General features: G+C 62.2%; 14 protein-coding genes. 8 read left to right on the top strand and 6 right to left on the bottom strand.

Features of this window, described 5'->3' with window-relative positions; translation table 11 throughout:
• Position 1 precedes the first annotated feature (1 nt).
• Positions 2 to 262, top strand: a complete 261-nt coding sequence (minE, locus tag RYH70_RS09105) for a cell division topological specificity factor MinE (protein WP_317010102.1) — start codon at positions 2 to 4, stop codon at positions 260 to 262.
• Between the two features lie 331 nt (positions 263 to 593).
• Here minE and RYH70_RS09100 read toward each other — a convergent pair whose 3' ends face one another.
• The 6 genes from RYH70_RS09100 to RYH70_RS09075 form a co-directional block, all read right to left on the bottom strand.
• Positions 594 to 1388 carry a 3-hydroxybutyrate dehydrogenase gene (locus RYH70_RS09100; protein ID WP_022994508.1) on the bottom strand — a complete coding sequence of 265 codons (795 nt, stop codon included), beginning with the start codon at positions 1386 to 1388 and terminating at the stop codon, positions 594 to 596.
• 32 nt (positions 1389 to 1420) lie between these two features.
• Positions 1421 to 2659: a branched-chain amino acid ABC transporter permease gene (locus RYH70_RS09095; RefSeq protein ID WP_022994507.1), complete on the bottom strand. Its 1239-nt coding sequence runs from the start codon at positions 2657 to 2659 to the stop codon at positions 1421 to 1423.
• Positions 2660 to 2669: 10 nt separating this feature from the next.
• Positions 2670 to 3731 (bottom strand): branched-chain amino acid ABC transporter permease, encoded by a 1062-nt coding sequence (locus RYH70_RS09090; protein WP_022994506.1) that lies wholly within the window; start codon positions 3729 to 3731, stop codon positions 2670 to 2672.
• Positions 3732 to 3743: 12 nt separating this feature from the next.
• The gene (locus tag RYH70_RS09085) at positions 3744 to 4469 is read right to left on the bottom strand and encodes an ABC transporter ATP-binding protein (protein ID WP_022994505.1); all 726 of its coding nucleotides are present in this window, start codon (positions 4467 to 4469) and stop codon (positions 3744 to 3746) included.
• On the bottom strand, positions 4466 to 5245 hold the full coding sequence (locus RYH70_RS09080) for an ABC transporter ATP-binding protein (protein WP_022994504.1): 780 nt from the start codon (positions 5243 to 5245) through the stop codon (positions 4466 to 4468). The genes RYH70_RS09085 and RYH70_RS09080 overlap by 4 nt, the downstream gene beginning before the upstream one ends.
• A 90-nt stretch (positions 5246 to 5335) precedes the next feature.
• Entirely contained in the window at positions 5336 to 6562 is a 1227-nt protein-coding gene (locus RYH70_RS09075) for a substrate-binding domain-containing protein (RefSeq protein ID WP_080530857.1), read from the bottom strand.
• Between the two features lie 388 nt (positions 6563 to 6950).
• Here RYH70_RS09075 and RYH70_RS09070 point away from each other — a divergent pair, with 388 nt between their 5' ends.
• From RYH70_RS09070 to RYH70_RS09040, 7 genes are all read left to right on the top strand, one after another.
• Positions 6951 to 7577, top strand: a complete 627-nt coding sequence (locus tag RYH70_RS09070; protein WP_063139669.1) for a TetR/AcrR family transcriptional regulator — start codon at positions 6951 to 6953, stop codon at positions 7575 to 7577.
• A complete protein-coding gene (locus RYH70_RS09065; RefSeq protein WP_317010101.1) occupies positions 7574 to 8332 on the top strand; it encodes an enoyl-CoA hydratase/isomerase family protein in 759 nt (252 codons plus the stop codon). The genes RYH70_RS09070 and RYH70_RS09065 overlap by 4 nt, the downstream gene beginning before the upstream one ends.
• 146 nt (positions 8333 to 8478) lie before the next feature.
• Positions 8479 to 10950, top strand: a complete 2472-nt coding sequence (locus RYH70_RS09060; protein ID WP_317010100.1) for an NHL repeat-containing protein — start codon at positions 8479 to 8481, stop codon at positions 10948 to 10950.
• 70 nt (positions 10951 to 11020) lie between these two features.
• Positions 11021 to 12538, top strand: coding sequence for an acyl-CoA synthetase (locus tag RYH70_RS09055; protein ID WP_317010099.1), 1518 nt, complete (start codon positions 11021 to 11023; stop codon positions 12536 to 12538).
• Positions 12525 to 12911: a MaoC/PaaZ C-terminal domain-containing protein gene (locus RYH70_RS09050; protein WP_317010098.1), complete on the top strand. Its 387-nt coding sequence runs from the start codon at positions 12525 to 12527 to the stop codon at positions 12909 to 12911. Before RYH70_RS09055 ends, RYH70_RS09050 begins: the two co-directional genes overlap by 14 nt.
• A complete protein-coding gene (locus tag RYH70_RS09045; RefSeq protein WP_055100769.1) occupies positions 12908 to 13291 on the top strand; it encodes a hotdog family protein in 384 nt (127 codons plus the stop codon). The genes RYH70_RS09050 and RYH70_RS09045 overlap by 4 nt, the downstream gene beginning before the upstream one ends.
• Positions 13285 to 14274, top strand: a complete 990-nt coding sequence (locus RYH70_RS09040; protein WP_253825074.1) for an alpha/beta hydrolase — start codon at positions 13285 to 13287, stop codon at positions 14272 to 14274. Before RYH70_RS09045 ends, RYH70_RS09040 begins: the two co-directional genes overlap by 7 nt.
• Positions 14275 to 14458 lie beyond the last annotated feature (184 nt).

Below are 14458 nucleotides of genomic sequence, written 5' to 3'. Positions count from 1 at the left end.
CATGGGCATCTTCAGTTACTTGCTGCCTAAGAAGCAGAACACCGCCTCCACCGCCAAGGAGCGGCTGCAAATCATCGTCGCCCGCGAACGCAGCGGACGCGGCGGTCCCGACTACCTGCCACAACTGCAGGAAGAACTGCTGGCCGTGGTGCGCAAATACGTCCCGGTGGACCCGGAGGCAGTGAATGTGCAAGTGGACCGGGAGTCCGGCTGCGAGGTTCTGGAACTGAACATCACCCTGCCGGAAGGCGAGGACAATTGATCATTATCGCCGAACCTTGACACACTGTTCTTTTGTACAGTATCTTTGCGGTTCGGCGAGCCCCCTTCAGATTCCCTTCTGTGACCCCTTGAAGGCCTGATCGATCTCCAGGTTCCACGGATGGAACCGGGCTCCCGTCAAAGCAGTGAATAGTGAATAGTGAATAGGGAACAGTGAATAGCTCGCGGGAAAAGCGTGAGCCTTATTTCCAGGAATATGAAAGTAAAGAGGCCGCATCCATCATCTGGGCGCGGCCTCTTTGTTTTCAGCTTCCAACCGGCGCATCCCGCGCAACTATTCCCTATTCACTGTTAACTATTAACTGCTTCTCTCATCCCATATGCCACCCATGGCTGACCACCACGGACTGGCCGGTGAGCGCCGCCGAGGGGAAGGCCGCCAGGTGCAGGGCCAGTTCCGCCACATCCTCCACGGTGGTGAATTCGCCGTCCACGGTGTTCTTGAGCATGACGTTGCGGATCACCTCATCCTCGGAGATGCCGAGTTCTTTCGCCTGTTCCGGGATCTGTTTGTCCACCAGCGGGGTGCGCACGAAACCGGGGCAGATGATGTTACTGCGCACACCGTGGGCAGCGCCCTCCTTCGCCACCGAGCGGCAGAGGCCGAGCAAGGCGTGCTTGGCGGCAACATAAGGTGCTTTCAGCGGTGAGGCCTCCAGGGAGTGCACCGACCCCATATACAGCATGGTGCCGCCACCGCTGGCGTACATGGCCCGCAGCGCTTCCCGGGTGAGCAGAAAGGCGCCGTCCAGATGCACCGCCATGACCTTGCGCCAATTGGCGAAGGACAGCTGATCCAGCGGGTCGATATGCTGAATACCCGCGTTGGCGAACGCCACATCCAGACCGCCCCAGGCCGTCACCACGGCGCTGACGCCATCACCGACCGCCGTTTCGTCGGTGACGTCCATGGTCACCGCCATGGCCTCACCACCGGCGGCCCGAATCGCCGCTGCTGTTTCCCCGGCACTGTGGCCATCCAGATCGGCCACCGCCACCCGCGCGCCTTCCCGGGCATAGCGCTCGGCAATACCCCGGCCAATGCCGCGGGCGGCGCCAGTGATCAACGCCACCTTGCCGTGCAGACGTCCCGCTTGCTCTCCCATTCCACTACTCTCCTGTCCTACTGCTTCCCGGTTCATGACACCACCGGGCCGTCCTTGCCCTTGTTGCCGCTTTCCTGCTCGCCGGCCGCCGTGGCGTCATCGCCGTTGCCCTGTTTCCGCGATGACGACCGCCCTGCCCACAACCGTAACTGACCGACGATGCCGGCGGGGAAAAAGTACACGCTGAGCACGAACAGCAGACCGAACCACAGTAACCAGCGCTCCGGCCCCACCAGCTCCGCCAGCAGCGAGCCCGGCTCCAGACCGCCGCCCAGCCACTTGAGCACATCCTGCAGATAATTCTGCGCCAACAGGAACAAGACCGCGCCCACCACCGAGCCATACAGTGTACCCATGCCACCGATCACGCACATCAGCAGAATGAACACCATCAGCTCGAAATTAAGTGTGTTCTCCGGATTCACATAGCGGTTGATCAGCGCGAACAACACACCAGCCAGCGTCGCCAGCAAAGCAGAGATGATCACCACCGCGGTGCGGTAAAACACGGTCCGGTAGCCGAGCGCCTGGGCACGGAATTCATTCTCCCGAATCGCCTGCAACACGCGCCCGAACGGAGAGTTCACCAAGCGCAGCAGGAACAGGAACACGCCAACAGTGACAAAGAAAGTGATGTAATACATCAGATCGCGGCCAGTGATACGCGCCTTGAACACCGATTCCCGCCATACCTCACCGAGATTTCCCGGATCGGTGAACAACCCGGTCAGGAAAGTAGTGATACTGAAACCACGCAGCTCACCATCAAAAGGTTTGAAGGCCGGCCCCAGTTCACGCGGCACCCGCACGCGCAGCCCATCCTCACCGCCGGTGATGTGATAAAGCTGCGTCACCAGACTGAGGAACGCGAACGCCACCGCCAGCGTCACCAGCGCGAAGAAAATCGCCTTCACCCGCAACGACAACAATCCCAATAACAATGCCAACAGCAGGCTCACCAGCAGGGAGGCGCCCAGACCAATAAAGATCGGAGCAAAGCCTTTACCCATGGCGTCCATGGTCATCGCCACGCCATAGGCGCCAATGCCGAAAAACATGGTATGGGCAAAGGACACAATGTGGGTGTATCCCAACATCAAATCGTAGGACGCCACCACGATCACGAACACGCAGATCATGCCCAGGGTGGAAAATGCCCGGGTACCGGGGAACAGGAACGGCCCCAGCGCCAAGCACAGGAACATCAACAGCAGCACCACGGTGAGCGGACGGCTGCGCGGATAATCTCCGGAAAGCAAGGTCTTCAGCATGTCTCTCTCCTCACACCTTGATGACCGGAATCAGGCCCTGGGGCCGCCACATCAGTACCGCCACCATCAGACCGACGGTGGCCACCGCCGCCAGCCGCGGCTCCAGATAACCGACATAGAGATTGATCAGGCCCACCAGCACGGCGCCGTAAAAACAGCCCCGCACCGAACCCAGACCACCGAGAATGATCACCACGATCACCGAGATCATCAGTTCCTCGCCCATGTGCGCGGTGATGATTTCCCGGTACATGGCCCACATGGCACCACCGATGCCAGCCAGGGCGGAGCCCGCCACGAACACCGCCAGGAACAGCAGACGGATACGGTAGCCGTGCACTTCCACCATCTCCCGGTTTTCCACTCCGGCACGGATCAGAATGCCCAGGCGGGTACGGTCGATTACCCACAACATCAGCGCGTACACCCCCAGCCCCAGGATCACCGCCAGCAGGCGATATTTTTCCAGGGCGATGCCGCCAATAATGGGAATGGCATCGCTGATCAACAGCGCGCCGCGCAGCGCTTCCGGTCGCGGCACCGGGATCTCGTTGGAACCCCAGATCACCTGCAGCAGCTCCATGACGATGATGGAGCCGCCCACGGTCACCAGGATCTGCTTGAGGTGATCGCCATAAACCGGCCGGATCACCAGCCGCTCGAACAACACGCCGAGCAACCCCGCCACCACCAGCGCGAACAGCAGCGCCGGAACCACCGCCACCAGATTGACCCACAGCGAGCCGCTGGTGTAGTCGTTCAGCCACATGGTCAGCACAGTGGCGCCGGCGAAGGCGCCGAGGGAAATAAAGGAACCGTGAGCCAGATTCAACACGTTCATCAGGCCGAAGGTCAGGGTCATGCCGGAAGCCATCAGAAACAGCATGGCGCCCATGGCCAGGCCGCTCAAAGTGAGTACCGCCCAGGTGGAGGAAGGCATCAGAAACAGCGGAATCACCACCATGATCAGCAACAGGAACAGGTGCGGTTTGTCCTGCCGGAAGGCACGCAGCTTCTCCCACCACGACCTGTTGCCGGTGTCGGCGTCAAAAACATCTTGAGGAGCGGACATGCTCTGTTCTCCTTATTGGTGCGCGCCCAGGCCAAGGCCCAGCAGTTCATGCTGCAAGTCCTCGTCCTCGGCGAGTTCCGCCATGGTGCCCCGGTGCACGATATGTCCGTCACTCATCACCGCCACGGACTGGCCAAGGCGCCGGGAAAAATTGAAGTTCTGTTCCACCAGCAGGATCGATACCCGCTGTTGTTTGAGTTGCTCGAAAGCATCGGCAAGGTCATTGATGATGGCCGGCGCCAGCCCCTTGGTGGGCTCGTCCACCAACAGCAACTCGCGCGGTTCGATCACTGCCCGGGCAATGGCCAGCATCTGTTTCTGCCCACCGGAAAGATTGCCGGCGGCGCGATTCCAGAATTTTTTCAACGGCGGAAATACTTCAAAAATCCAGTTCAGGCGTTGCTCGTCCATGGCACCGCTGACCGCCGCCAGGACCATGTTTTCCCGCACCGTGAGCTGACCGAAAATGCCCATGTTTTCCGGTACGAAAGCAATACCACCGCGGGCGATGGCCGGCGTTGCCGTGCCACCAATGTCACGCCCCTGAAAACGCACCTGCCCTTTGGTCAGGGTGGTCAGACCCATGATGGTGCGCAGCGTGGTGCTTTTACCGGCACCGTTACGTCCCAGCAGCACGGTCAGTTCTCCCGCCGGCACGTCCAGATCGACGCCATGCAGAATGTGGTATTGGTCGATGTCCGCGTAGACCTCCCGCAGAGACAGGATCGGCTCGCTCATGCGCCCTCCTCCGCTTCCGCCGCCACACCCAGGTAGGCTTCCTGCACGATCGGCGAGGCGATCACTTCAGTCGGCTCACCATCGGCCACCAGTTCACCGTTGTGCAATACCACGATGCGATCCGCCAGGGAGCGCACCACATCCATTTTGTGTTCCACCAGCAACACCACTTTGTCTTCACGCTGTTTGATCTGGGCGATCAGATCCAGGATCACCGGCACTTCGTCCACACTCATGCCGGCGGTGGGCTCATCGAACATGAACACGGTGGGCTCCAGCGCCAGCATCAGAGCCACTTCCAGCTTGCGCTGATCACCATGGGAAAGATTGGCCACCGCGTCATCGGCGCGGTGCAGCATGTTGACCTGGCGCAGATACTCGGCGGCGCGGTCGGTGATATCACGGCGCTTCGACGCCATCTGCCAGAACACATGGCCGATACGGTGACGCGACGCCACCGCCAGGCGCACGTTTTCCAGAGCGCTGAGATCGGGAAACAGATTGGTGAGCTGGAACGCGCGCCCCAGCCCCTTGTCCGCCCGGGCGGCCACGCCCAGATCGGTGATGTCTTCGCCAAACAGATGGACACTGCCGGCACTGGCCCGCAGTTGTCCTGAAATCAGATTGAACCAGGTGGTTTTACCCGCCCCGTTGGGACCGACAATGGCGGTCAGGGTGCCCGCCTGGAAGGCGCAGGACACCCGATTCACCGCCACGTGACCACCAAACTGGATGGTCAGGTCGCGGGTTTCGAGAACGGCGGTTGGTGACGCCATGACAACTTCCCCGTAGGCAAACTCAAACCGTGGAGACGAAGCTCCGCGAACTGCGCGGACGGCGTGCCGGAGCGCGCCGTCCGCAGCTGATCAGCGCTGATTGCGCAGCGGAATCTTCATTTCGTCCATGGAGATTTCCCGTACCAACACCGGCACGCCGGCGGTGACGGTGCGATCCTCGAACCAGTCGTCACGCTCTTGCGATTCGATACGGAAGTGGTACATGGCCTGCATCGCCTGATGGTCTTCCGCGCGGAAGGTCATCTTGCCCTTGGGCGTGTCGAAGCTGAGCCCTTCCATCGCCTCGATCAGGTCCTCGCTGTCGGTGGACCCTTCGGTCTTACGCAGCGCCGCGGTGATCGCCATGGCCTGGGCGAAGCCCTGGGCGGTGAAGAAATCCGGTGCCGCGTTGAAACGCTTGAAATGCTCCTTCACGAACCAGTCGTTGATCTCGTTTTTCGGGGACTCGAAGTAATAGAAACCGGCGCCTTCCATGCCTGGGAAGGCGGAATAGCCGGCCAAAGCGGCCAGAATGTTACCGCCGGTGGCCAGCTTGATACCGTAACGCTCCGGATGCAGATCCTGAATACGGCCGAGCGGATTGGCGCTGCCCGCCCAGATGGCGAAGATGTACTTGCCTTTGTCGCAGCCGTCCGGATCCTTCAACGCGGTGAACAAACGCTGGGCGGCGGCGGTGAAATCGGTGGTGTCCAGGGGCAGGTATTCCTCATGCACCACTTTACCGCCGGCGGAGGTCATCGCTTCCTTGTAGGCGGCGACGCCATCACGGCCAAAGGCGTAGTCCTGGGCGATGGTGGCCACGCAGACACCGGGTTGCCCCAGCGCCACCGCGTTGGAGACCGCATCCTGTGAGGAATTGCGCCCCACCCGGAAGACATAGCGGTTCCAGTCCGCGCCGGTAATGGCGTCGGCCACCCCTTCCGGCATGATGATGCGCTCGTACTCCTCGGCGATCGGCAAGGTGGCCAGGGCGACGCCGGAGGCCACCGGCCCCACCACGATGCTGGCATCGTCCTCGGCGTAGGCTTCCTCCACCAGGGAGCGGGCCCGGGCGGGGTCGTTCTGGGTGTCTTTATCGATGATCTCGATCTTGCGGCCGGCCACTTCCATGGTGCCGTCGGTGGCGTATTCAAAGCCCATGCGCATGCCGTCACCCAATTGCTTGGCGTAAGCGGAAAGCGGACCGGAGAATCCGGTGACGTGGGCGATGCGGACACTGTCACCGGCTTGCGCGACAGCGGAAAACGACAGGGTACCCAGGGTGAACGCCGTTACGGCGAGCAGACGCTGCTTCATGTTATCTCTCCCTTTCTATCTTCATCGTCTGCACGGCAGCGCGATGAGTGGGCTTGTTGTTCGGTTGTTGTCATTGGGTTGAGAACCGTCCCGGCACGGCCGGACGGCGTGGCATCTCGCCTTGTCCAAACAGGGCGAACTGCATTGGCTCACAATATGACAACTGAATCAGGTTTCTTCAAGCATCAAGATGGAGACAAATTTCATTATTTCGTCTACCAAGCAATTCCCGCCCTCCTAAAATTGCCAATAAAACTCTATAAAACAGCCACTAACAGCGATTATCAGGAAATCCTTTCAAGCACGGTTCAACTTGACACTGAGCGGCTTCGGTCGTAATTTTTCTGACTACTGATTCAGTTTTCAAATAACAAAACAGGATTTGCCCATGAGTTCCGCCGCCAAGGACATCGCCCCCAGCGCCCCGAAAACCGCCCGTGGTGCGCGCACCCGCGCCCGGATTCTGAAAGCCGCCGAGGACACCTTTGGCACTCTTGGCTATCACCGCGCCGGCATCAGCGACATCACCCGCGCCGCCGGCGTAGCGCAAGGCACGCTGTACTGCTATTTCTCCGGCAAGGAGGAAATCCTGCGTGAACTGGTACGCGACATGGGACATAAAGTGCGGGCCCATCTGGCCGCCAGTGTGATCGGCGCCCGCGACCGGCTGCAGGCGGAGGAGCTGGGTCTGCGCGCCTTCCTCGAATACGTCAGCGCCAATCCCTCGCTGTATCGGGTGCTGCAGGAAGCGCAGTTCGTCGATGAAGCGATCTTCCGCGAATATTACGAGGCGTTCGGCCGGGGCTACATGCGCATGCTGGCCGACGCTACCCGCAAGGGTGAAGTGCGGCCCGGCAATGATGAGATCCGGGTCTGGGCCCTGATGGGCCTGTCCAATTTTCTCGGCCTGCGCTTCGCCCTGTGGGACCGGGACCGTTCCTTCGACGAGGTGGTCGCCACCATATCCGATCTGTTCCGCAACGGGCTGGCCCTGGACGGCAAGGAGAAGGCATGAGCGAGTTGGTGCTTTATCAGAACCAGGACGGCCTGGCACGGCTCACCCTTAACCGCCCGGAGCGGCACAACGCCCTGGTGCCGGAATTACTGGATGCCCTTGCCGATGCCCTGGCCCGCGCCCATGGCGAAGCCCCCAGGGCGCTGCTGCTGGATGCCAATGGCCGCTCCTTTTCCACCGGCGGTGACGTGGCCGGCTTTTATCACACGCCGCGAGAGCAGCGCCGCGACTATGCCCACCACGTGGTGGGCCGCCTCAACGACGTCATCCTGGCCCTGCTGACCCTGCCCTGCCCCACCGTGGTGGCGGTGCACGGCACGGTGACCGGCGGCTCCCTCGGTCTGGTACTGGGCTGCGACATCGCCGTGGCCGGACCGCGCGCCAGCTTCGCACCCTGGTACACGGTGGTGGGCTACAGCCCGGACGGCGGCTGGACCGCTCTGATGCCGGAGCGTATCGGCCGCGCCCGCGCCCTCGACATCCAGTTGCTCAACCGGCGAGTGAGTGCCGAGGAAGCGCACCGCATCGGTCTGGTGCAGCACTTGGTGAACGAGGGCGAGGAACAGGATCAGGCGCTCGCGCTGGCACGGCGGTTGTGCCGGGCGCAGCCGTCCAGCGTCCGTCACACCCTGGCATTGACGCGGCCGGATCCACACCGGGTTCGCGCCGCCCTGGATGACGAGCGTCAGCATTTTCTGGAACAGATCGGCAGCGACGAAGCGGACAGCGGCATGGCCGACTTCCTCGCCCGCTGATACGAAAACACCCCAAAGCCGCGAATCAAACGGGAGAGCAAACCGCCGGGAAACCTTCCTTTCCCGGCTCAACGGCCCAAGCAGTATGACCGAGCCTGTTCCACAGTCTCTATCAGGGCATAACAACAACAATCGGGAGAACCACAATGAGCAGAAACACCCTGCTATACCGGCTCGGCCAGGCCGCGCTGATCAGCGCTCTGCCCCTATCGGCCAGCGCCTTCCAGACCTTCGCCGATGAAGATCGTTCGGCGGAGTTGAGCAGCGAGCCGGCACATCAACGCTACCAATTCAACACCCCCACCACCGTTACTTACGACCGCGACACCGTCGCCCTGGGCGCCGCCCAGACCCGCGTTTACGTGGCGGACATGGGCGACTACAAGATCCGCGTGCTCAATCTCAACGGCGCCGCCATCGGCACCCTCGACGACGCCGACCAGACCCTGGCGGCGGACAGCCCGGCCAGCACCGTTCCGGATATCCGCGCGCCGCTGGGCATCGCCTTTCTGTCGAAAAGCGAGGCGGATGACGATCGTCTGGCCGGTCTTTACGTCAATGATGTGGGCCGTCAGCAGGTGCATTTTTTCCGCACCGTTGCCGGCAGCGCCGATAATTTCGAATACGTCACTTCCATCGGCCAGCCCGGTCACGGTGGCGGCGAGGATCTGTATCTGCCACGCAACATGACGATCACGCCGCAAGGGTTCATCTACGTCTCCGATGAATTCAACCATCGCATCAAGGCGTTCAGCATAGACCCGGACAACAACTATCAGGTCAGCCTGATCCAGACCGTCGGCTGGCAGGACGGCAGCGGCCAGTATGTCGGCGCCGGGCCGATCCTGCGCGGCGTGGATAAAAACTACGGCACCGATTCCACCAACTACGACGACTATGCCGGCGAACCGGAAAAACGCGACGGCTTCCGCATTCCCCAGGGCATGACCTACTACCAGTCACCGGACAATGGCGCCACCTATCTTTACGTGGCCGACAACGGCAACAATCGCATCAAGATTTTCCGGGTCAATACCGCCACCGGCCAATTAACCCTGGACGACATGCTCGGGCGCATCCGCGATGACGACGGCAACGTCGATCACCTGAAACGCCCCCGCGGCGTGCGCACCGACCTGCAGGGCAACCTGTACGTGGCGGACACCTACAACGGCCGCATCCTGCGCTTCCCCAACCTGGCCGCCACCACCGACACCAACCCGGTGAAGTACCGAAGCAGCGGCAGCGCCGACGCCCAGGCCACCTGGGTCTATGGTCATCTGGGTATCCATCAGGTGGAGATGCGCGCCCCCACCACCGCCGCCAATGAAGATGCCGCCTTTCAGTTACCCAACGATCTGGTGCCGGTAATCGATGCCAACGGCAATTTCCACCGCGAGGATATCTGGTCGTGGGGTTACTTCTTCAGTGACGCCCGCGTACATCTGGTCAGCGACAGCGGCAATAATCGCATCAAGAAATGCTGGACCAATTCCGCCGGCACCACCCTGCTGCGCTGTTCCGTTTCCGCCGGCGTCGGCGGTGAGAGTAACCATGAATTCTGGGGGCACCCGCGTACGCTTGCCGGGCAGTTGCACTCCGCCAGCGGCATGGCATGGCTGAGCAGCAAGAACCGCCTGCTGGTCAGTGATACGCCCAACACCCGCATCAACATGTACGATGGCAGCGGCAATTATCTCGGCCGTTTCCCCGGTACCGATATCAGCTATGGGGTCACCGGCATCGCCACTTTCAACGATAGCAACCACGGTGAAATGGTGGCGGTTCTGGTGGGTGCCGACGCCACCCTGCCCTGGCCCTACACCGGCGACGCCAGCGTTCGTATTTACGATGCCGACGGCAACCTGGAAGAGCTGTTCAACCTGAGCTACCGCACCGGCGGCCTGTCGGCGCCGCGCATCGCGCTGACCTCCAGCAACATCAATTATCCGGTATCGATCTCGGTACGCGGCGGCGGCGACCAACACGAACTGTACATCACCAGCTTCGCCAATTACGCCTGGCGGTTCGACTATGACAGCGGCAGCGGCACGCTGAACCGGATCTGGTACGCCGGCGGCGTCGACAGCAACAAAGGCAGTGACCTGGGCGACAACTGGAGTCTCGGCCCGGCGTTCTTCGATCAGGGCGCGCCCGGCACCTTCGATCAGATTGGCAGTGTGCTGGCTCTGTCCGACCGCATCTACGTCACCGACCGGCGCAACCAGCGCATCCAGGCTCTGTCCCCGGCCAACGGCGGCCTGCTTGGACAAGTGGGCGTCGGTGGCGGCACCTACGACCATCCGGAAGACCTGGAAGCGGACCGGCTGTTCCTGCCCGCCGGCCTGGCTTACGACGCGCAGCAGGACAGCCTGCTGGTGGCCGATGGCTTCAACATGGTGGCGCGGGCCTGGGCCAACCCGGACGACAGCGCCCCGGACGGTAACGGCGTGATCCGCCCGAACTATCTGGGTCACTGGCTGGACCGCTCGCTCGGCAGCCGCCCGGGCGGCTTGTTCGACGCCGAACAGGTGGCCGTGGGTGACGGCTCGGTATTCGTGTTCTCACTGATCAGCAACCGCGTCACCCGCTTCAACTGGTCGGAACTGAACCCGTAAGAAAATGTGGGCGCGGGGCTCTGGCCATTGGCGAACCCCGCGCCGACGGAACAAGAAACCGGAGGCATCAATGGAAATGTTCGACCTTCTGGCCCAACGTGCCCGGGTAACCCCGGACCGGCTGGCACTGGAAGATCTGCACAGCGGCGAACGCTACAACTACGCGCAGCTCAACGAAAGGGCGGCCCGGCTGGCGGCGGCGGCCCGTGAGCATTGGGGGTTGCGGGAAGGCGACCGGCTCGCCTGGCTCGGCCACAGCCGCGCGGAATTCTTCGCCATGCTGTTCGGCTGCGCCAAGGCCGGCCTGATTCTGGTGCCACTGAACTGGCGACTGGCGGTGCCGGAGCTGGAAGTCCTGATGGCCGACTGCCAGCCCGGGGCCTTGATCTTCGGTGACGAACTGGCCGACGCGGCCCGCGCCCTGGGGGGCACCTTCACCGACCTGACGCTGGTGGCGCTGGATCAGCCGGTCGGCTCGGAACGCCACTATCACCAGGATCTTCAACAGGTGGCCCCGGATCTCAGCGCGCACCCGGAAAAGAGTCCGGACACGCCCTGGTACCTGCTCTACACCTCCGGCACCACCGGCCGGCCCAAGGGCGTGGTGCAGACGTTTCGCATGATGCTGGCCAATTACCTGAACATCGGCCTGGCGGTGAATCTCACCGGCGAGGACGTACTGCTCAACGTGCTGCCATTGTTCCACACCGCTGGCATCAATCTTTACTCCAGCGCGGTGTTTTTTGTTGGCGGTACCGTGCTGGTGGCACGCAATTTCGAGCCTCAACAAGCCCTCGACATATTGGAACGGCGGGCGACCATTTTCTTCGGCGTGCCGGCGGTGTACCAGGCGCTGCTGGAGCAACCGGGATTCAGCGGCGAGCGGCTGCGCCGGGTACGTTCCTGGGGTTGCGGCGGCGCCCCGCTATCCCTGCCGGTGGCGCAGAGTTATGTGGAGCACGGCATTCATGTGCGTACCGGCATGGGCATGACCGAAACCGGCCCCACCGTGTTTTTGCTCGATGAAGACAAAGTAATTGAAAAAATCGGCTCCGTGGGCCGCCCGCAATTGCTCACCGAAGTCCGTATCGTCGACCGGGATGGCCTCGACGTGCCCGACGGCGAAGCCGGCGAGCTGCTGATCCGCGGCCCCAACATTACGCCGGGTTACTGGAATCGTCCGGACGCTACCGCCGAGGCCATCGAAGCCGACGGCTGGCTGCACAGCGGCGACGTCGCCCGGCGCGACGACGACGGCTTTTATTACATCGTCGATCGCTGGAAGGACATGTACATCTCCGGCGGCGAAAACGTCTACCCCGCTGAAGTGGAAAAAGTGCTTGAACAACATCCGGCCATCGCCGAAGTGGCGGTGGTGGGCATCGCCGACCAGCGCTGGGGCGAAGTGGGCAAGGCCTGCTACGTGCCGCGCCCGGACAGCCAGGTCGACGAGGACGCTTTGCGCGCCCACTGCCGTGAACGGCTGGCCGGCTACAAGGTTCCCAAGGTTTTCCAGTGCCTGCCGGCACTGCCCCGTAACTCCCTGGGCAAAGTCACCAAACAGGAGCTGCGCAATGGCGCCGAATAAACCACGGCTGGAGCAAGCCGTGACCCTGTCCCAACAGGACTTTGATCGTTTCGCCGAGATCAGCGGCGATCACAACCCCATCCATGTGGATCCCCAGTACGCCTCGGTAACCCGCTTCGGCGCCACCGTTTCCCATGGCATGCTGTTGTTTTCCCATCTGCGCGCGCTGATCGCCCGGTCCTGGCCCGGCGCCACCCTGTCCATGCAGGAACTGATGTTCCCCGCCCCCGCCTACGCCGACGAGGCATTGACGGTGATCGTCGAAGCGCGGCAACAGGACGATCTATTCACCACCCGCGTGGTCAAGGCCGACGGCGGCATCTGCCTGGAAGGCCGCGCCCGTATTCACATCGCCGAGGAGAACACCCCGTGAGCGAGACCCTGCCCCGTTTTCACGCCCTGAAGGTCGGCGACCAGGCCACCGTCTCCCGCCATTTCAGCGCCGGGGAGCTGAGCCAGTGGTGCGCGCTGGTCAACTTCCCCGAGGCCCGGTGCGCCACCGTGCCGGAACCGCTCATCGCCGGCTTGTTTTCCTATCTGCTTGGCGAGGAGTTGCCCGGCCACGGCACCAACTATCTCAAGCAAAGTCTGCACTTCGAACAGAACGCCGATGTGGGCGAAGCGCTCACCGCCAAGGTCACGGTGACCCGCCTGCGCGCCGACAAGGCACTGGTGAATCTGGCCACCGAATGCACCGGCGCCAATGGCCGGATGATCTGTTCCGGCGAAGCCCTGGTGCTGTTTCAATGTTGACAGGAATGCTGAGCAAGGCGCTGCACCCCGGTCTGTTGCCCTGGCTGACCCGGCTCAACCATCTGATCGAGGAACAACGCCGCAAAGGTATCGAAGCCACCCCCGCCATGGTCCGCGACAGCCTGGCGGGGATGACCGAAACCCTGGTCACGGATAGCCCCGACATCGCCGACGTACGCGACCTGCTGGTGGATGCGGACGGACATACCATCACCGCGCGCGCCTACGATCCGGCACCGGGCCAGCGCAAGCCGGTGTGTTTATTTTTTCACGGCGGCGGCCACATGGCCGGCAGTGTCCAGGTGTACGACCCGATCTGCCGCAAACTGGCCAGGGCCAGCGGTCACCTGTTGCTGTCGGTGGAGTACCGGCTGACACCGGAGCACCCCTACCCGGCGGGCCTGGAAGATTGTCTGGCGGTGACACGAGGGCTCTACCCGCTGCTGTCCCGGGAAGGCTATCCAGTGCAACGGTCACTGACGCTGGCCGGGGACTCCGGCGGTGGCGCCTTGGCCGCCACGCTTTCCGCCCTGCTGCAGGACGATGAGGCACATCGCCCGCAACGCCAGGTACTGATCTATCCGAGTCTGGATTACACCCTGGAACAGCCCTCATTGCAGGAAAACAGCCACGGCTATTTGTTGGAAACAGCGCGTATCGAATGGTATGTGGATCATTACTTCCAGCACGGCGAGGACCGGCGCGCTCATTCTCCGCTGTACATGCCCATGGGCACGGGCATGCCGGAGACCCTGATGATCACCGCCGGCCTGTGCCCGCTGCGCGACGAAGGCCTGCGCTACCTTGACCGGCTGAGTGAAGCCGGCATCCCTCATCAGCACGTGCATTTCCCGGACATGATTCACGCTTATCTGAATCTGGAGGATCTGGTGCCGGAGGCCTGCGCGGAAACTTACCGGTGTATCGGTGAATTCCTGGGGCGGGCCAGGCGCCTGAATAACACCCCGTCATCCCGGGCTTGACCCGGGATCTCCTTCTGGAGGCACACCACCTTGTAGAGGGAGATGCCGGATCGAGTCCGGCATGACGTTTTTCGGAGGCTCCCCAGCAGCGAGTGGCCTGCCAGCGTGTTGCGTGCCTGCGTTATTTCATTGGTAAAACTTGTGAAAACCTGGCCGTTCCGGCCGGTATGCATATTGACCGTTT

The sequence above is a fragment of the Alloalcanivorax xenomutans genome, from assembly GCF_032810065.1.
In the GTDB taxonomy this organism is placed as follows: domain Bacteria; phylum Pseudomonadota; class Gammaproteobacteria; order Pseudomonadales; family Alcanivoracaceae; genus Alloalcanivorax; species Alloalcanivorax xenomutans.
This window is presented reverse-complemented; position numbering and strand designations above follow the sequence as displayed.

Bases quoted from the DNA above. Each gene is read 5' to 3' on its own strand.
- minE (WP_317010102.1), top strand. From the start codon at position 2: ATGGGCATCTTCAGTTACTTGCTGCCTAAGAAGCAGAACACCGCCTCC.
- RYH70_RS09100 (WP_022994508.1), bottom strand. From the start codon at position 1,388: ATGGGAGAGCAAGCGGGACGTCTGCACGGCAAGGTGGCGTTGATCACT.
- RYH70_RS09095 (WP_022994507.1), bottom strand. From the start codon at position 2,659: ATGCTGAAGACCTTGCTTTCCGGAGATTATCCGCGCAGCCGTCCGCTC.
- RYH70_RS09090 (WP_022994506.1), bottom strand. From the start codon at position 3,731: ATGTCCGCTCCTCAAGATGTTTTTGACGCCGACACCGGCAACAGGTCG.
- RYH70_RS09085 (WP_022994505.1), bottom strand. From the start codon at position 4,469: ATGAGCGAGCCGATCCTGTCTCTGCGGGAGGTCTACGCGGACATCGAC.
- RYH70_RS09080 (WP_022994504.1), bottom strand. From the start codon at position 5,245: ATGGCGTCACCAACCGCCGTTCTCGAAACCCGCGACCTGACCATCCAG.
- RYH70_RS09075 (WP_080530857.1), bottom strand. From the start codon at position 6,562: ATGAAGCAGCGTCTGCTCGCCGTAACGGCGTTCACCCTGGGTACCCTG.
- RYH70_RS09070 (WP_063139669.1), top strand. From the start codon at position 6,951: ATGAGTTCCGCCGCCAAGGACATCGCCCCCAGCGCCCCGAAAACCGCC.
- RYH70_RS09065 (WP_317010101.1), top strand. From the start codon at position 7,574: ATGAGCGAGTTGGTGCTTTATCAGAACCAGGACGGCCTGGCACGGCTC.
- RYH70_RS09060 (WP_317010100.1), top strand. From the start codon at position 8,479: ATGAGCAGAAACACCCTGCTATACCGGCTCGGCCAGGCCGCGCTGATC.
- RYH70_RS09055 (WP_317010099.1), top strand. From the start codon at position 11,021: ATGGAAATGTTCGACCTTCTGGCCCAACGTGCCCGGGTAACCCCGGAC.
- RYH70_RS09050 (WP_317010098.1), top strand. From the start codon at position 12,525: ATGGCGCCGAATAAACCACGGCTGGAGCAAGCCGTGACCCTGTCCCAA.
- RYH70_RS09040 (WP_253825074.1), top strand. From the start codon at position 13,285: ATGTTGACAGGAATGCTGAGCAAGGCGCTGCACCCCGGTCTGTTGCCC.